Raw genomic sequence first — 16,796 nt, 5'->3', positions numbered from 1 at the left:
GTCAGCCCACCATCGTCAGACCGCCGCTGACGCTCAAGGTCTGGCCGGTGACGAACGCCGAATCGTCGCCCAGGAAGAAGGCGACCGCGCCGGCGATGTCCGACGCCTCGGCCACGCGCTTCATCGGCGTCTTGGCGGCGAGCTTGTCCATCACGTCGCCATGCGCCGCCGACATCGGCGTGCGGACCGGGCCTGGGGAGACATTGTTGACGCGGACGCCGAAGCGGCCGACCTCCTGCGCCAGGCTGCGGGTGAAGGCGGCGAGGCCGCCCTTGGCCGCCGAGTAGACGGCTTCCCCCGCCGCCCCGGCCCGCGCCGAATCGGAGATGATGTTGACCACCGATCCGCCGCCGGCCTCGATCATCGACGGCACGACGACGTGGCAGGCCTGGATCGCCGCGGTCAGGTTGACCGCGACCAGCAGGTCCCAGCGCGGTTCGAGCTGGAGGAAGCGGCCGACCTGCGCGACGCCCGCGCAGTTGACCAGGCCGTGGACCGGGCCGCCCGCCACGATGCGGTCGAGCGCGGCCTGGTACCCCCCCGCGTCGGTGATGTCCTGCGCGACCCGCTCGGCCAGCGCGGGCGAGGCGCCCGGAAAGGCGAGGTCGACGCCGATCACCTGCCAGCCGCGCGCGGCGAGCAGCTCGGCGATCGCGGCGCCGATCGCGCCGGCCGCCCCGGTCAGGATGACCCGGCGGCTCATGCCGCGATCCCCGGCGCGTCGCCATGCTGGCCGCGCAGGTCGTGGACGACGCCGCGCGGCTTGCCCTCGATCTCCCCGGCGAACGAGGTCTCGACCGCGATCGACACCGGGCAGGCCGCGGCGATCGCCTGGTCGACCCGGCTCAGCCACATCGGATTCTTGACCAGCGTCTCGCGGTTGAAGCCGACCTTGAGCGTCGCCGCGTCGAGCGTGCGGTCGCCGCGATCGATCTCCAGCGTCCAGGCCGACACGCCGTCGATCAGCGCGAGCTGCCGGCGCAGCGCGTCGAGCGACACCCAGCGGCCGCGCAGCAGTACATGGTCGCCAAGGGTGCGGTCGAACAGGCCGGCGTCGCTCTTCGGCGCGGCGCGCAGCGTGCCGGTGCGCAGCACATCGTCCTTCAACGCCGCGCAGAAGGTCGGCCGCACGACGATCTCGGCGTCGCCGACGTCGTCGCCCAGGTCCTCGGCGACGATCCTGTCGCTGTCGGTCGCCGCGAGCGCGACGGTGCCGCCCACCGCTTCCCACGGGCCGCCGCAGCGCCAGGCGAGCGGCAGGCCGAAGAAGGGATCGAAATAGAGCTCGGCGACCTCGGCCTCGAACTCGCGGGCGAGGCGCTTGCGCAGGCCGGCGGTCGCGACCTCGCCGCCGATGACGATCCGTTCGAGGCCCAGCTCGACCGGGTCGACGTTGAACTCCATGTAGAGCCGCGCGAGGAAATCGGCGGCGCCGCACGGCGTGGTGATCAGCACCGTCGGCTTGAGCGAGCGGATCGCCGCCAGCAGCCGCATCCGGCCGCGCGCGCCGGTGACCGCCACCGACTGGACGAGCGGCGCGGCGGCGCGGGCGAGCAGCGCGACCGACAGCGATGCCGGCTGTTCCAGCGCGATCAGCACCCGGTCACGGGCGCCCAGCTCGCATCCCTTCAGCGCTTCGCGCGCGATCGCCTCGGCGGCGTCCCAGTCCTGCGGACCGAGGCCGATCACCGCCTCGGTCGGCTCGCCGGCGAACAGGATGGAGCCCGCGGGCGCGGACGGACGGGCCGCCAGGAGGTCCCGGCGCGTATGCCACTGCATGTCAGCCTCCGACGGCGGCGCTGAGCTTGCGCGCGGGGATGTCGGTATCGGCGAAGCCGGCGACCTCCTTCGCGAACAGGTTCATCGAGCTCACGATCTCGCTATGGGCGATGCCGCCCACCTCGAACTGGAGGATCAGGTCGGTCGCGCCGGCGGCGAAGAACTCGTCCATCGCCTTGCGCGACTCCTCGGGATTGGCGATCACCACCATGCGGTTGTCGGTCAGTTCCTGGAGCGCCTTCTCCTCGGTCATGCCGACCGCGGTCTGGCCGAACAGGCGATGGGTGGCGTGGCGCGCGTCGGTATAGTCGGGCGGCGCGACCAGGCTGATCTGCCGGCGCAGGTACCAGATATAGGCGCTGACGATCGCCTCGATGTCCGAATCGGCGTGGGTGACGTGCCACGGCACCATGATCGCGATCCGCGCCTTGGCCGGATCGAAGCCGTTGCGGGCCAGCTCCGCCTTATATTCGGCGATGTCGGCGGCGAGGCCGGAGAGGCCCTTGAGGATCGGCATGCACAGCAGGTGATAGCCATGCTTGGCGGCGGCGAGGAAACCGTCGAGACTGGTCGAGGCGACCCAGACCTCCGGGTGCGGCTTCTGGACGACGCGGGGCAGGACCGACACGCCCGGAATCTCGTAATATTTGCCGCTGCGGGTCACTTCGGCGCCGTCGGCCTTGAAGATCTCCAGCACCGCGTCGAGATGATCCTCCCAGATCTGGCGGCTCTGCTCGAACGGGCGCTGGAACGCCTGATATTCGAGCGGCGACGCGCCGCGCCCGGTGCCGAACAGGACACGGCCGTTGCTGATCACGTCGAGCGTGCCGACCCGCTCCGCCACCCGGATCGGGCTGAGGAAGGGCAGCAGCATCACGCCGAGGCCGAGCTTGATGTTCTTGGTCGTCCGCGCCGCGGCGGCGAGCATCAGGTCGGGCGCCGAGGAGTGCGAGAAGCCGCGGGTGAAATGATGCTCCACGAACCAGGCCGCGTCATAGCCGAGCTGGTCGGCGATATCGATCTGCTCCAGCACGTTGTGGAAGGTCTTCTGCTCGACCTCGGCGGAGCGCCCGCGCACCGACATCTCGAAGAATATGCCAAAATTTCGCTTCGACACCTGCTCTGCCTCTCCCTTTGGAAGCATCGGCGGTCCCTGACCGCGCGCCCCAACCGTAATCAAACAACAAACCTAGCGATCGCTTGGTTATGATTTCCGACTCCCTCCCCGTCAACCCATTTTCGAGTTTGGGTCCTGCAAATAATGCGATTGCGTGAGACTATATGGGATATTGAACATGTCTCACGACGCATAAAAAGCGCTTGCTTGGCCGAGCAGGCCGTGCCTAGGCTGACAAAGGTTTCGCTGCGATCGCCCGGTTTCCCGGCTTCAGCCAAGCGGTTCACCGGGCGGCCGGCGCGATCTCGGCCCGGGCGCCGGTGGCACCGGCCGACGACGAGGTCGAGCATCCGGTTGCTCGACTGCGGCGCTGTTGCTAGATGACCGGCCAGAGGCCGTTACACAGGAGAAAAGGCTTGCCCAAGGAGGTTGCGACAGCGGAACGCTCGTCGACGCGGCGCAAGAGCGGCCGGCGCGAGGAGATATTGCAGATCGCGCGGACCCTGTTCGCCGAGAAGGGCTTCGAGTCCGCCAGCATCCGCGAGATCGGCGACGCCGCCGGCATCCTGTCGGGAAGCCTCTATTATCATTTCGCGACCAAGGACGACATGCTCGACGAGCTGGTCCGTCCGTTCGTGCTGCCGCTGCTCAAGCAATATGAGGTGATCGCGCATAGCGACGCCGACGCGCCCGACCGGCTGCGGCAGATGATCCAGTTCGGCCTGCAGAACCTGGTGCAGGAGCCCGACCTCCTCAAGATCGTCGCCAACGACCGCAAGTTCTTCGCCAAGTCCGAGCGGTTCAGCTATGTCGAGGAAGCTTGGCAGGACATCTTCCAGATCTGGTACGGCGTGCTGCAGGACGGCGTCCGCCAGGGCCAGTTCCGCAGCGACCTCAACCTCCACATCACGCTGCGCATGATCATCGAGCTGCTCAACGGCACGGTCGACTGGTTCCGGCCCGATGGCCGCTTCACGATCGAGCAGGTGATCGACACCCAGGTCGAGCTGCTGTTCGGGGGCCTCACCCCGCGCTGACGCCCTCGTCGGTATAGGGGAAGAGCCGCGCCTCGATCTCGGCGATCGCGCGGCGGAGCGGCGGCAGCAGGTCGGCGGGCGCGCAGGGCGGCCCGTCGTGCGAGACGACCATCGACACCGCCGCGACCACGTCGCCCGCGCGCGCGACCGGCGCGGCGATGCAGATCAGGCCGGGCACCATCTCCTCATTGTCGATCGCATAGCCCTGGCCGCGCACCGCATCGAGCTCGGTCCGCAGCGCCGCGGCCGAGGTGATCGTGGTCGGGGTCAGCCCGACGAACGGCCCGGTGGCGAGATAGGCGTCGCGCTCGCCGGCGGGCAGGTGCGAGAGCAGCACCTTGCCGATTCCCGAGCAATAGGCTTCGAGCTGCATCCCCTGGCGCGAGATCGTCTCGCCCTTGCGGTCGCCGATCTTGAGCAGATAGGTGACCATATTCTCCTCGAACACGCCGAGGTGGACGGTCTTGCCGGTCTGCCGCGACAGCCGGCCCAGGATCGGCCGGCTGACCCGCGCGGCGAAGCTGCCCCAGTCGCGCCCCGCGCCCGCCAGCCGCAGCAGCACCGGCCCCGCGACATAATGGCCGCGCCCGACGCGCAGCAGGAAGCCGCTCTTCTCGAAGCCGACCGCGAGCCGGTGCGCGCTCGACGAGGAAATGCCGAGTTCCCCGGCGAGCACCGACAGCGACAGGCCGCGATCGTCGTCGATGATGCGCTCGAGCAGCAGCAGCGATCTGGTCAGCGTCTGCGGGGCCGAGGTTCCGATCCGGGTCATCCGCCCATTTCCCACATGGCGGGAATTGAGTGCAAGCCGGATTTGACCCCGCGCCGCGCCCGGACGTACCCCGGAGTCATGGAGAAGGATCTCGAACCCACCGCCCGCCGCCTGCGCGAGGCCTATGCCGCCGGCCCGATCGCGCCGCTGCGCGACGTGCTCGACCCCACCGACATCGACGGCGCCTATGCGGTGCAGGCGATCAACACCGCGCACTGGATCGGCGAAGGCCGTCGCCTCGCCGGCCGCAAGATCGGGCTGACCGCCAAGGCGGTCCAGGCGCAGCTCGGCGTCGACCGTCCCGACTTCGGCGCGCTGTTCGAGGACATGCGGGTCGCCGACGGCGGCCGGCTCGATCCCGCCCGCGCGATCCAGCCCAAGGCGGAGGCGGAGATCGCCTTCGTCCTCGGCCGCGACATCACCGATGCCGACGCCTCGCCCGAGGCGATCGCGGGGGCGATCGACCATGCGGTCGCGGCGATCGAGATCGTCGACAGCCGCATCGCCGACTGGAAGATCAGCTTCGCCGACACCGTCGCCGACAACGGCTCCTCCGCCTTTTTCGTGCTGGGCGACGATCCGAAGCCGCTCGCCGGGCTCGATCTCTACAGCTGCGGCATGGTCATGGAGTTCAACGGCGCGGTCGTCTCGCTCGGCGCGGGCGCGGCCTGCCTCGGCCATCCGCTCAACGCGGTCCAGTGGCTGGCCCACACCCTCGCCGCGCGCGGCCAGCCGCTGCGCGCTGGCGACATCCTGCTGTCCGGCGCGCTCGGCCCGATGGTCGCGCTGACGCCGGGCGACGAGGTCCGCACGCGGATCGGCGGCCTCGGCACCTGCACATTCACTTACGGAGCGTGACGATGAGCCAGAAGGTCAAGGCGGCGATCATCGGATCGGGCAATATCGGCACCGACCTGATGATCAAGATGATCAAATATCCCCAGAACATGGAGCTGGCGGCGGTCGTCGGCATCGATCCGGCGTCCGAGGGCCTCGCCATGGCGCGCGAGCGCGGCATCGCGACCACGCATGAGGGGATCGAGGGGCTGAAGAAGCTGCCCGACTATGCCGAGATCGGCGTCGTCTTCGACGCGACCTCCGCCTATGCCCACAAGGTCCATGACGAGGCACTGCGCGCCGACGGCAAGCTGGTGGTCGACCTGACCCCGGCGGCGATCGGCCCCTTCACCATCCCGCCCGTCAACATGGACGAGCATCTCGACGCGACCAACGTCAACATGGTCACCTGCGGCGGCCAGGCGACGATCCCGATCGTCGCCGCCGTCAGCCAGGTCGCCACGGTCCATTATGCCGAGATCGTCGCGTCGGTCTCGTCGCGCTCGGCCGGTCCCGGCACCCGCGCCAACATCGACGAGTTCACCCGCACCACGGCGAGCGCGATCGAGAAGGTCGGCGGCGCCGCGCAGGGCAAGGCGATCATCATCCTCAACCCGGCCGAGCCGCCGATGATCATGCGCGACACCGTCTTCACCCTGTCCGAGGGCGCCGACGAGGAGGCGATCCGCGCCTCGGTCGCGGCGATGGTCGCGAAGGTGCAGGCCTATGTGCCCGGCTACCGCCTCAAGCAGGAGGTCCAGTTCGAGCGCTTCGGCGACAACAACAAGCTGAAGATCCCCGGCCGCGGCGAGTTCACCGGCATCAAGACCTCGGTGTTCCTCGAGGTCGAGGGCGCCGGCGACTATCTGCCCAGCTATTCGGGCAATCTCGACATCATGACCGCCGCCGCCAAGGCGACCGGCGAGCTGCTCGCGCAGCGCATCATCGAACGGAGGGCCGCGGCATGAGCTTCGACGTCGGCAAGGACAAGCTCTACATCCAGGACGTGACGCTGCGCGACGGCATGCACGCGATCCGCCACATGTACGGGATCGACCATGTCCGCGCGATCGCCAGGGCGCTCGACGAGGCCGGGGTCGACGCGATCGAGGTCGCGCATGGCGACGGCCTCAACGGCGCCAGCTTCAACTACGGCTTCGGCGCGCATACCGACTGGGAGTGGCTGGAGGCCGTCGCCGACGTGCTGACCCGATCGGTGCTGACGACGCTGATCCTGCCCGGCGTCGGCACCGTCGACGAGCTGCGCCGCGCCTATGACATCGGCGTCCGCTCGGTCCGCGTGGCGACCCATTGCACCGAGGCGGACGTCTCGAAGCAGCATATCGGCATCGCCCGCGACCTCGGCATGGACGTGTCGGGCTTCCTGATGATGAGCCACATGATCGAGCCCGAGGCGCTCGCCCAGCAGGCGCTGCTGATGGAGAGCTACGGCGCGCAGTGCGTCTATGTCACCGACAGCGGCGGCGCGCTCGACATGGACGGGGTGCGCGCCCGCTTCCAGGCCTATGACCGGGTGCTCAGGCCCGAGACGCAGCGCGGCATGCACGCCCACCACAACCTCTCGCTCGGCGTCGCCAACTCGATCGTCGCGGCGCAGCAGGGCGCGGTCCGCATCGACGCCAGCCTCGCCGGCATGGGCGCGGGCGCGGGCAACGCCCCGCTCGAGGTGTTCGTCGCCGCGGTCGACCGCAAGGGCTGGAACCATGGCTGCGACGTCAACGCGCTGATGGACGCCGCCGAGGATCTCGTCCGCCCGCTCCAGGACCGTCCGGTCCGCGTCGACCGCGAGACGCTCGCGCTCGGCTATGCCGGCGTCTATTCGAGCTTCCTGCGCCACGCCGAGAAGGCGGCGGCGGACTATGGCCTCGACACCCGCACCATCCTGGTCGAGCTCGGCCGCCGCAAGATGGTCGGCGGACAGGAGGACATGATCGTCGACGTCGCCCTCGACCTCGTCCGCGAGCGCGGCGCCGCGGCCTGACCGTCGCTCAGGCGAACAGGTCGAGCCGGCTGCCGGTCCCCCGGTCGGTGCGCTCCAACGCCGCATCGGCGGTGTAGAGGTTCGGCGCGGGCGTCGGCTCGGCCGGCGCCTCGCCCTCATCGTCGTCCCGTAGCCGCTTCGCCGCCGCGCGGGCCGGCCGGCGGGGATGCTCGCCCACCGGCGCGACCCTGTCCGGCCTGGTCACGGCGGGGATGGCGGCGACGCCCTGGCGACCGGCGATGGTCGCCGCCGCCGCGGCAGCCATCGCCTCGCCGACGCGCAGGTCGCTTCGGGTGACGTTGAGCAGGTCCATGAATACCCAATTCCGCTCATCCTGAGGAGCCTCGAAGGTCCTTCGAGACGGGCCTTCACCTTCGTTCAGTCCCTCCTCAGGAGGAGCGGTCAGATAAAGAGCGCGATGCCCTAAGGAAGGCTTGCCCGGGCTGGTTAAGCGCAGGGCAACCGCGTTATCGGACCAGCACCCCGCCCTTCATGACGTGATCGATGCTTTCGAGCGCGGCGATGTCGGCGATCGGATCGGCCTTCACCGCGACCATGTCGGCATAATGGCCGGGCGCCACCGCGCCGACGTCGGCCGACCAGCCGAGCAGCTCCGCCGCCGTCACCGTCGCCGCCTGGATCGCCTGCATCGGCGTCATCCCGTAGCGGACCATATATTTGAACTGCCGGGCGTTGAGGCCGTGCGGATAGACGCCGGCGTCGGTGCCGAAGCTGATCTTCACTCCGGCCTTCACCGCCTTGCGGAATCCCTCGCGCTGGGCGTCGGTGGTCTCGCGATTCTTGCGGAGATGATCGGCGGGCCACCCCTCGCGGGTGCCGACCTCCTCGATATAGTCACCGTTATAGATATCCATGTCGAGGAACACGCCTTTGGCCTTGGCCAGCGCGATGCCCTCGTCGTCGATCAGCGAGGCATGCTCGATCGCGCGCACCCCGGCGCGGATCGCCGCCTTGATCCCCGCCGCGCCATGCGCGTGCGCCGTCACCCAGCCGCCATTGGCCTTCGCCGTCTCGACCGCCGCGCGCATCTCCTCCTCGCTCAGTTCCTGCACGCCGGGCTCGGTCCCCTCGGCCAGCACCGCGCCGGTCGCGATCAGCTTGATCGAGTCGACCCCGCGCTGGAACAGCTGGTTGACCTTGAGGCGCACGTCCTCGGGACCGGTGACGACGCCGACCCGCATGTCGGCGGGAAGCTGCACGTCGGGGGCGAAGCCGGTCACCTCGCCGCCGCCGCCCGGCACGGTGATATAGGCGCCGACCACGCTCATCCGCGGCCCCTCGACGTCGCCCCGCCCGATCGCGTCGCGCAGCGCGACGTCGCTATAGGCGCGGAAGGTGCCGACGTCGTGGACGGTGGTGAAGCCGGCACGCAGCGTCTCGCGGGCGTGGCGCGCGCCGACATAGGCGATCTCCTGCTGGCTGTGCAGCAGCGGCTCGGCGACGTTGCTGGTCTGCCCCCAGTCGGCGAGATGGGTATGCATGTCGATCAGCCCCGGCAGCACCGTATAGCCCGACCAGTCGAGCAGCGCCGCGCCTGCCGGCGGCGGGGCATAGGGGGTGACGGCGGTGACCCGGCCGTCGTCGATCCGGATCAGCCGGTCGGTCAGGACCACGCCCTTCTCGCTGTCGACCAGCCGCCCCGCGCGGACATAGCTGGTCTCCGCCTGCGCGGCGCCCGCGACGAGCAGCGCGAGGCCGATGACGGAACAAAGACGACGCAAGGCCATTCCCCAAGCTCCCGATAAGCAGAATAACGCTCTTTTCTTCCCGCAATTGCCGCCGCTAGGAAAGTGCCATGATCAAGCCCGTTCTCCGCTTCGCCTTGCTGGCCCTGTGCTCGGCCTCCCCGCTCGCCGCCGGCGCCCGGCAGCCGGACAACGCCCAGACGGAAAACGCACAGACACCGGAAGAGGAAGGGCGGCTCCAGTCGGTGGGCAAGAGCGCCGGGCGGATCGCCAGCCAGCCGGTTCGCGACGTCGGCGTCGCCAAGACCGACATCCCGGCTCCGCTGCAAAAGGCGTGGGACGCGCCCTACGGCATGGCCGGCATCCGCACCTGCCGCGACATCTCGCGCGCCTTCCACGAGCTCACCGACGTGATCGGACCGGATTTCAAGACCGGCGACGTCAAGAAGGAGAACAAGGCGGGGAAGCTCGCCGAGGCGGGCGGCAAGACGATCGTCAACTCGTTCATCCCGTTCCGCGGCCTCGTCCGCGAGGTGACCGGCGCGGCCCCCGCGCAGCGCCGGCTCGAACGCGCGGTCGCGGCGGGCTATGCGCGGCGCGGTTTCCTGCGCGGCATCCACCAGACCCGCAAATGCAGGACTCCCTTGTCCTGAAAGTCTGCTTGTGGCGGACGCGCGCCGCGCTATCCTCTTCGTCCAAGGAATGAAGGAGAGGAAGGCATGCTCGTCATGTTCGTCGGCACCGATCGGGTCGAAACCGCGATCAACGCCCATCAGGTGACCTTCATCTCGCAGGTCAGCGACGGCACCCGCATCCGCTTCGGCGAGGGCCGCAGCATCACCGTCACCGAGCCGCTGGCCGAAGTCATCGAGAAGCTCAACACGGGCCTGCGCCCGCACGAATAGCCGATAGAGCGATTTCGAGGCGGATGGAAACATCTGCCGCCTCGGAAATCGCGACCGCCTTATATGGCTCAGCCGTCGTCGGAGCCGATGACGGTGAACGGCGCCCAGGCGGCCGGATGCGCCCAGGCCGGCGACCAGCCGGGCAGCGCCGATCCGTCGGCGCGGCGGCCGGTGCGCACCGCGCGCATCGCCCGTTGCAGCGCCGCCGCCCGGCTGAGCCCCGCCTTGCGCGCGACCAGCGTCTCGACCGTCAGCGCCGCCGTCGCGTCGTCGGCGACCCGCCAGCGGCTGGCGAGCAGCGACCCCGCCCCGGCATAGAGGAAGGCGCGGCCGAGGCTCGACAGGCTGTCGGCGCCGGGAGTGCCGTCGGCGGTGGCGGTGTTGCAGGCCGACAGGATCACCCAGTCGGCCGACAGGTGCATCCCCGTCACCTCCGACGCGGCGAGCAGGCCGTCGTCCTCGGGCGATCCCGTCTCGGGCGGGGTGAAGGCAAGGCCCGGCTCGCGCAGGCCGCCGATCTCGCCCGGCAATATGCCATGGGTAGCGAAGGCGATGATCCGCGCGCTGCCGACCGCCTGGTCGCGGCGCACCGATCCCTCGGTCGCGGCGGTGCCGAGGTGGAGCAGCTCGGGGGTCGCGCTCAACGTCGCCGCCATCGCCTTGAGCTCGACCTCGGTGCCCGGCAGCGGGCTCAGCTCGCGCAGCGCGGAGGGATCGGCCAGCCCCTGTCCCGCGCGGTCGACCGGTTGCGGGATGCGCAGGAAATCGTCGATGTTGCGCCCGCCGCCCGCCGGACCGACGAAGTTGGGCGCGCCATAGCCGACGAACTGGACCTGCCCGCCGCCGCCGGCGGCCGCCGGAATCACGGGCGCCGCGCGCAGCACCGACACCGCCGGCAGCACGGTCAGCGCATAGCGATCGGCCAGCCAGGGCGTGTCGCGCAGCGCCGCCGCATCCGCGCTCCCCACGGCCGGCGCCGCCGTCGGCAGCAGGCCGAGCGGCAGCTCGGCGAGCGCCCCGCCGGTCACCACGAACAGGCCGCGGCTGCCGGCCAGCGCCGGTTCGACCGGGGCGATCAGGTCGCGGTAGAGGCCGAACGCCGCCGCGCGATCGAACGGCGGCCAGCCGGGCGCGGCGTCGCCGCAGCCCTTGGGATCGACCTGGCAACGCAGCCGGCGGACCGTCTCCCCGACCGCCGCCGCCCCGGCGTGGCGCGACCAGCGGATGTCGCCGGGCCCGGGACCGGACCCCAGCGCGAAGCTGTAGAGGTCGTCCCCCGCCGCGACGATCAGCAGCAGGCCGTCCGCCTTGCCGAGCCGCCCGCGCGCCTCGTCGAGCGCGACGCTCTGCGCGCCGATCAGCCGGGCATAGCTGGGGAAGTCGTGCGCCAGCCGGCGGTCGGCCTCGGCCAGGTCGCGCGCGTTGGACGCGATCAGGTCGCGGGTCTGGGCGATGCGCGCGCCGTCGCCGGCGATGAGCTGGCGGAGCAGCCGCGCGTCGAGTTCGGCGGCGCGATCGGACAGGTCCTGCTGGCGCCGGACCAGCGCGCCGAGCGGTCCCTCGCCGGCGGCGGTGCGGGCGGCGGTCCGCGCCATGCTGCGCGCGGCGGCCGACACCGACAGGTCCTGCGCGGCGAGGAAGGCATCGGCCCTCAGTGCCGCCGCCTGGCCGGGCGCGCGGGCGGCCTCGGCCCAGCTCGCGCGGATCAGCGTGGCGAAGGCGCCGGCCAGCGGATCGAAGCGGCTGGCGTCGGCGGCCTCGGCGCGCGCCACCGCCTGCTGCGCGCCGTCGCTGTCGCGCGCGTCGCCGATCCGGCCCGCGCGGCGGCGGCGGACGATCTCGGCCGCCTCGCGCGCCGCCTTCACCGCGTCGGCCGGGCGGCCGAGCGACAGATAGAGATCGGCGAGGTCGGTCAGCGCCTCGGCGAGCGCCGGATGATCGGCCCCGAACGCCGCGCGCCGCGCCGCCACGCCCTGCTCATAATAAGGCAGGGCGGCGTCGAAGCGCCCTTGCGCCGCCAGCACATGGCCGAGCCGCAGCCGCGCCGTCGCGATGTCGGGATGGCCGGCGGGCAGCGTCCTGAGCCGGATCGCCAGCGCCCGTTCGAACAGCGGCTGCGCCTCGGCGGCCTTGCCCTGCCGCTCCAGGTTGACCGCGACGTTGGACAGGCCGATCGCCGTCACCGGATGATCGCCGCCATAGGTCCGCTGCCAGATGGCGAGCGCGCGGGCATAGAGCGGCGCGGCGGCGGCATAGTCGCCCTGCCGGTTCAGATTATGCGCGGCATTGTTGTAGCTGGTCGCGGCGGCGAGCCCCTCCGGGTCGATCGCGGTGCGGATGTCGAGCGCGCGGCGATAGGCCGGGGCGGCGTCGGCATGGCGCCCCTGCCCGTCGAGGTTGAAGCCGAGATTATTGTAGCTGGTCGCGACCGCCGGATCGTCGGGCCCCAGTTCGGCGATGCGCACCGCGAGCGACTGGCGGTAGAGCGGCTCCGCCTCGATCGGCCGGCCGAGCGCGTCGAGGTTGGAAGCGACGTTGCCCTCGATCAGCGCGAGGTCGAGATCCTCGGGTTCCCAGCGCTGCGCGATGCCGAGCGCCCTGGCGTAGAGATCGCGCGCCTCGGTGAAGCGCCCCTGCCGGCCCAGCGCATAAGCGAGATTGTTGTAGGCGAGCGCGGTGGCGCGCCCCTCTTCCCCCGCCTTCGCCCGCGCCCGCCCGAGCGCCGCGCGGTAGAGGCCCTCCGCCTCGTCATATTGCCCGAGCGCCTGGAGATTGGCGGCGAGGTTGGAGGCGGCCTGCTCGCTCAGCCGATCGTCGGGCCCCAGCCTGGCGGTGAAGATGGCGAGCGCCCGGCGATAGAGCGGGGTCGCCTCGGCCGGCTTGCCCTGCCGCACCAGCCAGCCGGCGATCAGCGACAGCGTGCCGCCCACCTCGGGATGGTCGGCGCCCTTGCTCGCCTCCTCGATCGACAGCGCCTCGCGGCCGAGCGCGATCGCCTCGTCCCAGCGCCGCGCGGCGGTCGCGGCGCCGATCCCCGTCTCGATCCGCGCCAGCCGCGCATCGGCCTCCGGCGCGGCGGCGGCCAGCGGCGCCGCGAGCACGAGCGCCAGCGCGGTGAGCAGGCCGCCGGCCCGGCCCGGGCGCATCGCCCTCATCCGCCGAAGGGCAGCTTGAAGCCGAGCGGGTTGGACGGCTGCTGCGCGGCCTGCGGCATCGCCGCCTTGCAGCGCTCGGTGATATAGTCGCGGCCCTTCACGGTCATGCAGGCATTGTACACGACCTGCGCGCCCGCCATGTCGCCGGCCGCGATGTCGCGCTTGATCTCGATGCTCTTGAAATGGTCGGGGTCCTTGAAGCGCGCCTTGCCCTCGGCGATCAGGGCGTTGCTGTCGCTCATGTCGCCGGCGCCGATCTCCATCTCGGTATAGCTTTCGTAGAGCTGGAGGTTCTGGACGCCGGTGCCGGTGCGCGCCGCCTGGAAGAAGCTCCCGGCCTGCGCGACATTGCCCTGGTCGCGCGCGGCGAGCCCGGCGACATAGTTGACGAAGGTGGGCGCGGTGCGGCTGCCGGCGCCGAGCGCGCGAAGCTGGGCCGAGGCGCCCGCATAGTCCTGCGCGAAATAGCTGGCGCGCGCCTTCATATAGGCGTTGCGCATCGCCACTGCGCGGGCGAAGTCGGGCTTGCCCTTGATCCGGCCGATCAGCGCGCCGGTGTCGATCGGCGGATCGGCGGTCGGGTAGCCGGCCTGGAAATAGGCGGCCAGGCCCTTGCGCCGTTCCTCGGGCGGCAAATGGGTGTCGCCGCCCATCGATCGGGTGATGTTGCCGAGGTTGGAGACCAGCGCCCCGCCCGCGGTCTTGAGCAGGCCCGACCCGAAGCCCTGCATGCCCGCGCCGCCGGTCGCGGCGAAGCCCGCCACGTTGCTGGAGGCGAAGCCCTTCATCGCCTCGCCCATGCTGGCCTGCGCCGCATCGGCCGCCGCCTTGCGCTTGTCGTAGGACGCCTTCTGCGCCTCGAACGCCTTCTGGAGCCGCTCGAACACATTGGCGTAGCTGTCGATCGTCATGTTGCTGCGGATCAGCAGGTCGACCGCCAGCGCGTCGGCCTCATTCTCCTGGTCGCGGTTCCACGAGGTCGCGAAGATGTCGTCGACCGCGAAGCGCAGCGCCTCGGCCACCGGCGCCGCGCGGCGGGCGCCCGCGTCCATCCCGCTCTGCATCGTCGCCAACGAGACGTTGCCGCCGCTCCGCTTCATCGCGGTGAAGGCGCTGCCCGCGCTCCACGCGACCGACACCGCCTGGGTGGCGCCGCGCGCGCCGGCGATCGTCTCCGCCTTGGCGAAATGGCCGAGCAGCAGGTGCGAATATTCGTGGGCGAGGACGAACAGCACCTCCGAATCCGACTGCGCCGCCTCCAGCAGGCCCATCGACACGACGATCGTGTTGTCGGGCAGCGCCTGTGCCTGATAGGCCTCGTCGGCGCGGAACAGCAGCTTGGGCGTGCGTTCGAGCGGCGCATAGGGCCAGGCCTTGGCGAAGGCCTCGAGCACCGGCCGCAGCTCGCGCTCGAAGGCCGGGATGTCGACCAGGTCCATCCGCGCCGAACGGGTGTTCATCACCTGCGCCGACAGGCCCATCGACCCGGCGGTATCGCCGACGCCGCTGCGCATCTTGTTGCCGGAGACGCACAGGTCGCCCGCGTCGAGGGTCGAGATGAAGGGCGCCTTGTCGATCGAGAATTTGCCGCGCGCCTTCTTGTCGACCTTCTTCGCCGCGAGCAGCGATCCGGCCGCCGGCACCGGACAGCCGGTCAGCGGGACATAGGGCGCGTCGGGGAGCGAGGCCACCACGGGCTCGACCGGCGCGGCCGCGACCTTGGCGGGCGCGGCGGCGCGCTTCTTCTTGGGGGCGGCGTCGATCGTCGGGGCGGTGCCGAGCGCGATCGCCACGGCCGCCAGGATCATGCTGTGTCGCATCTGAAAAAACCCTCCTGTTGTGCCCCCCGATCTCCCTTCGCTACTTGCCCCCGCCGCAGCCGAGCCCCAGCGACTGCTGCAAACCTTCCTCTTCCATCTTGGCGAAGCTCATCGCATTGGCGTCGCACTTGATCGCCGCGAGGTCGCCGACATAGTCGACCGTCGACAGCCGCAGCCAGGCGAGCTTGCCGTCGAGCCGGACGCCGACGAAGCCGGCCTTCGCGCCGACCACCTGCGCCCCCGCCGACCCGGCCGCCGGCATCGACGCGACCGGCACGTCGCGCAGCTTGGTCCCGGCATCGTCGTAGATCGGCAGCGGATCGCGCTTATAGGCCTTGATCGCGGGGGCGTCGGCCGCCTGCGCCACCGCCGGCAGCACCATCCCCGCCGCCAGCACGGCCATCACGACAAGACGCATCGACTCTCGCACCATATCACACCCCTGTCATGCCCCCCGTCCCCATCTCTTATACGGGACGGGAGAGCGCCCGGTTGCCCCCAGGCAAGACGAAATCGTCCACGGCCAGCCTTAACGCCGGAAACGCCCGCCGCTGTCATCTCGATCACAGCCCCGGCCATCTCGTCTTGCGCCGAGCATAGCATGGCGTTCGGGCGCTGGCGCGTGATTCGGGACACGGTCGCCGCCGTCCCCCACCCGTGCGCACGGCAATATTTCTGACGCCCGGATGACCCGCCTCCGACTCGCGGGCGCCATCGCGCGGTCATCGCTCGCGGCTAAACGCTGGGCCGACAGGGGGAAGACCATGCGACCGCTCATCGGACTGGCGACGCTCGGCCTCGCCATGCTGCCCGAACCGGCCATCGCCCAGCCGCTCGCCGTCGCCGACGCGCCGGCCGGCTGGCTCGGCCTGCGCAACCGGCCGTTCAGCGTCGCCCGATTGATCGGCGAGCCCCGCGCCCGCCGCGCCGACGCCGCCCGCGCCCGCACGCTCGGCCCGGCCCCCGACGGGGAACGGCTGATCAGCTTCGCGCGCAGCGGCACCGATGCGCCGTCGGCATCGCTGCTGCTGCGCGACGCGCCGCGCTTCAGCCGCCTGCCGGGCAAGCAGACCGAGGATTATGAGGTGGGCCTGCGCAGCGCCCTCGCCGGCGAGGCGATCACGCTCCAGGCCGGCCTGTCCTACAACAAATTCCGCAACCTGCAGACCAGCCTGCACCAGGGCGGGCGGCTGATGACCGCCAGCGCGGGCAAGGCCAAGACCTATGGCGTCGAAAGCATGGCGCGCTGGACGGCGAGCGGGCATGTCAGCCTGTTCGCCACCGCCGCCTATCGCGAGGGGCGGCTCAAGAACCGGGTCCGCGACGGGCGGAAATTCCGCCTCTCGCCCGACCGCTCGGCCTCGCTCGGCGCGGTGGTGCTGATCCCGGCCGGCGCGGGGCGGATCGCCTTCATCCCCAGCCTCGCCTATCAGTCGGCGATGGGATTGGGCCGCGACGATGGCGGCCAGGGCGCGACCGCGCTGGTCAACGCGCAGATCGGCTATGCCTTTTCCGACAGTTTCGAGGTCGAGGCGCTCGCCGCCAACCTGCTCGACAGCCGCCCGGCCCGCCCGGCGGCGCGCAGCGCCACGGCGCAGATCGCCGGCGAACCGCGCGTCTTCGGCATCCGCGCCCGGCTGCGCTTCGGGGCCGGCCTCTGAGCCTT

The 16,796-nt window shown here is 70.9% G+C and carries 16 protein-coding genes; 7 read left to right on the top strand and 9 right to left on the bottom strand.

The window, feature by feature from the left end:
- Position 1: 1 nt before the first annotated feature.
- The 3 genes from HRJ34_RS22575 to HRJ34_RS22565 are packed head-to-tail and all read right to left on the bottom strand — an operon-like array spanning position 2 to position 2,923.
- Positions 2 to 703 (bottom strand): SDR family NAD(P)-dependent oxidoreductase, encoded by a 702-nt coding sequence (locus HRJ34_RS22575; protein WP_011952943.1) that lies wholly within the window; start codon positions 701 to 703, stop codon positions 2 to 4.
- The gene (locus HRJ34_RS22570; RefSeq protein ID WP_208632445.1) at positions 700 to 1,779 is read right to left on the bottom strand and encodes a phenylacetate--CoA ligase family protein; all 1,080 of its coding nucleotides are present in this window, start codon (positions 1,777 to 1,779) and stop codon (positions 700 to 702) included. Before HRJ34_RS22570 ends, HRJ34_RS22575 begins: the two co-directional genes overlap by 4 nt.
- Before the next feature lies 1 nt (position 1,780).
- A complete protein-coding gene (locus HRJ34_RS22565; protein ID WP_029549108.1) occupies positions 1,781 to 2,923 on the bottom strand; it encodes an LLM class flavin-dependent oxidoreductase in 1,143 nt (380 codons plus the stop codon).
- Positions 2,924 to 3,312: 389 nt separating this feature from the next.
- Here HRJ34_RS22565 and HRJ34_RS22560 point away from each other — a divergent pair, with 389 nt between their 5' ends.
- Entirely contained in the window at positions 3,313 to 3,933 is a 621-nt protein-coding gene (locus tag HRJ34_RS22560) for a TetR/AcrR family transcriptional regulator (protein ID WP_011952946.1), read from the top strand.
- On the opposite strand, the gene HRJ34_RS22555 is transcribed toward HRJ34_RS22560, so the two are convergent.
- On the bottom strand, positions 3,920 to 4,705 hold the full coding sequence (locus tag HRJ34_RS22555; protein ID WP_208632444.1) for an IclR family transcriptional regulator: 786 nt from the start codon (positions 4,703 to 4,705) through the stop codon (positions 3,920 to 3,922). The two genes, HRJ34_RS22560 and HRJ34_RS22555, sit on opposite strands and share 14 nt — an antisense overlap.
- 78 nt (positions 4,706 to 4,783) lie before the next feature.
- Between HRJ34_RS22555 and HRJ34_RS22550 the strand changes: the two genes are divergently transcribed.
- Genes HRJ34_RS22550 through dmpG form a run of 3 tightly spaced genes read left to right on the top strand, consistent with a single transcriptional unit; the run spans position 4,784 to position 7,544 of the window.
- On the top strand, positions 4,784 to 5,563 hold the full coding sequence (locus HRJ34_RS22550; protein ID WP_029993895.1) for a 2-keto-4-pentenoate hydratase: 780 nt from the start codon (positions 4,784 to 4,786) through the stop codon (positions 5,561 to 5,563).
- A 2-nt stretch (positions 5,564 to 5,565) separates the two neighbouring features.
- A complete protein-coding gene (locus HRJ34_RS22545) occupies positions 5,566 to 6,510 on the top strand; it encodes an acetaldehyde dehydrogenase (acetylating) (protein WP_011952481.1) in 945 nt (314 codons plus the stop codon).
- The gene (gene dmpG / locus HRJ34_RS22540; RefSeq protein ID WP_029993896.1) at positions 6,507 to 7,544 is read left to right on the top strand and encodes a 4-hydroxy-2-oxovalerate aldolase; all 1,038 of its coding nucleotides are present in this window, start codon (positions 6,507 to 6,509) and stop codon (positions 7,542 to 7,544) included. The genes HRJ34_RS22545 and dmpG overlap by 4 nt, the downstream gene beginning before the upstream one ends.
- Before the next feature lie 7 nt (positions 7,545 to 7,551).
- Here dmpG and HRJ34_RS22535 read toward each other — a convergent pair whose 3' ends face one another.
- Both HRJ34_RS22535 and HRJ34_RS22530 read right to left on the bottom strand, forming a co-directional pair.
- A complete protein-coding gene (locus HRJ34_RS22535) occupies positions 7,552 to 7,857 on the bottom strand; it encodes a hypothetical protein (RefSeq protein WP_041379230.1) in 306 nt (101 codons plus the stop codon).
- 154 nt (positions 7,858 to 8,011) lie between these two features.
- Entirely contained in the window at positions 8,012 to 9,292 is a 1,281-nt protein-coding gene (locus tag HRJ34_RS22530; RefSeq protein ID WP_208632443.1) for a Xaa-Pro dipeptidase, read from the bottom strand.
- Positions 9,293 to 9,360: 68 nt separating this feature from the next.
- On the opposite strand from HRJ34_RS22530, the gene HRJ34_RS22525 reads away from it, so the two are divergent.
- Positions 9,361 to 9,903, top strand: a complete 543-nt coding sequence (locus HRJ34_RS22525) for a hypothetical protein (protein WP_011952952.1) — start codon at positions 9,361 to 9,363, stop codon at positions 9,901 to 9,903.
- A gap of 66 nt (positions 9,904 to 9,969) precedes the next feature.
- Positions 9,970 to 10,155 (top strand): hypothetical protein, encoded by a 186-nt coding sequence (locus HRJ34_RS22520; RefSeq protein ID WP_011952953.1) that lies wholly within the window; start codon positions 9,970 to 9,972, stop codon positions 10,153 to 10,155.
- A 68-nt stretch (positions 10,156 to 10,223) separates the two neighbouring features.
- On the opposite strand, the gene HRJ34_RS22515 is transcribed toward HRJ34_RS22520, so the two are convergent.
- From HRJ34_RS22515 to HRJ34_RS22505, 3 genes are read right to left on the bottom strand one after another with little or no spacing between them, the layout of a single operon-like run.
- On the bottom strand, positions 10,224 to 13,310 hold the full coding sequence (locus HRJ34_RS22515; protein WP_208632442.1) for a CHAT domain-containing tetratricopeptide repeat protein: 3,087 nt from the start codon (positions 13,308 to 13,310) through the stop codon (positions 10,224 to 10,226).
- Entirely contained in the window at positions 13,307 to 15,130 is a 1,824-nt protein-coding gene (locus HRJ34_RS22510) for a M48 family metalloprotease (RefSeq protein ID WP_208632441.1), read from the bottom strand. Before HRJ34_RS22510 ends, HRJ34_RS22515 begins: the two co-directional genes overlap by 4 nt.
- Before the next feature lie 40 nt (positions 15,131 to 15,170).
- Positions 15,171 to 15,548 carry a hypothetical protein gene (locus HRJ34_RS22505; protein ID WP_226948903.1) on the bottom strand — a complete coding sequence of 126 codons (378 nt, stop codon included), beginning with the start codon at positions 15,546 to 15,548 and terminating at the stop codon, positions 15,171 to 15,173.
- A gap of 346 nt (positions 15,549 to 15,894) precedes the next feature.
- Between HRJ34_RS22505 and HRJ34_RS22500 the strand changes: the two genes are divergently transcribed.
- Positions 15,895 to 16,791 carry a TonB-dependent receptor domain-containing protein gene (locus HRJ34_RS22500; protein ID WP_208632439.1) on the top strand — a complete coding sequence of 299 codons (897 nt, stop codon included), beginning with the start codon at positions 15,895 to 15,897 and terminating at the stop codon, positions 16,789 to 16,791.
- The last annotated feature ends 5 nt before the right edge of the window (positions 16,792 to 16,796 follow it).

It is taken from the genome of Rhizorhabdus wittichii, from assembly GCF_017607425.1.
GTDB lineage: Bacteria > Pseudomonadota > Alphaproteobacteria > Sphingomonadales > Sphingomonadaceae > Rhizorhabdus > Rhizorhabdus wittichii.
This window is presented reverse-complemented; position numbering and strand designations above follow the sequence as displayed.

Excerpts from the sequence above, each read along its gene's own strand:
- HRJ34_RS22575 (WP_011952943.1), bottom strand. The coding sequence starts at position 703 with ATGAGCCGCCGGGTCATCCTGACCGGGGCGGCCGGCGCGATCGGCGCC.
- HRJ34_RS22570 (WP_208632445.1), bottom strand. The coding sequence starts at position 1,779 with ATGCAGTGGCATACGCGCCGGGACCTCCTGGCGGCCCGTCCGTCCGCG.
- HRJ34_RS22565 (WP_029549108.1), bottom strand. The coding sequence starts at position 2,923 with ATGCTTCCAAAGGGAGAGGCAGAGCAGGTGTCGAAGCGAAATTTTGGC.
- HRJ34_RS22555 (WP_208632444.1), bottom strand. The coding sequence starts at position 4,705 with ATGACCCGGATCGGAACCTCGGCCCCGCAGACGCTGACCAGATCGCTG.
- HRJ34_RS22550 (WP_029993895.1), top strand. The coding sequence starts at position 4,784 with ATGGAGAAGGATCTCGAACCCACCGCCCGCCGCCTGCGCGAGGCCTAT.
- HRJ34_RS22545 (WP_011952481.1), top strand. The coding sequence starts at position 5,566 with ATGAGCCAGAAGGTCAAGGCGGCGATCATCGGATCGGGCAATATCGGC.
- dmpG (WP_029993896.1), top strand. The coding sequence starts at position 6,507 with ATGAGCTTCGACGTCGGCAAGGACAAGCTCTACATCCAGGACGTGACG.
- HRJ34_RS22535 (WP_041379230.1), bottom strand. The coding sequence starts at position 7,857 with ATGGACCTGCTCAACGTCACCCGAAGCGACCTGCGCGTCGGCGAGGCG.
- HRJ34_RS22530 (WP_208632443.1), bottom strand. The coding sequence starts at position 9,292 with ATGGCCTTGCGTCGTCTTTGTTCCGTCATCGGCCTCGCGCTGCTCGTC.
- HRJ34_RS22525 (WP_011952952.1), top strand. The coding sequence starts at position 9,361 with ATGATCAAGCCCGTTCTCCGCTTCGCCTTGCTGGCCCTGTGCTCGGCC.
- HRJ34_RS22520 (WP_011952953.1), top strand. The coding sequence starts at position 9,970 with ATGCTCGTCATGTTCGTCGGCACCGATCGGGTCGAAACCGCGATCAAC.
- HRJ34_RS22515 (WP_208632442.1), bottom strand. The coding sequence starts at position 13,310 with ATGAGGGCGATGCGCCCGGGCCGGGCCGGCGGCCTGCTCACCGCGCTG.
- HRJ34_RS22510 (WP_208632441.1), bottom strand. The coding sequence starts at position 15,130 with ATGCGACACAGCATGATCCTGGCGGCCGTGGCGATCGCGCTCGGCACC.
- HRJ34_RS22505 (WP_226948903.1), bottom strand. The coding sequence starts at position 15,548 with ATGCGTCTTGTCGTGATGGCCGTGCTGGCGGCGGGGATGGTGCTGCCG.
- HRJ34_RS22500 (WP_208632439.1), top strand. The coding sequence starts at position 15,895 with ATGCGACCGCTCATCGGACTGGCGACGCTCGGCCTCGCCATGCTGCCC.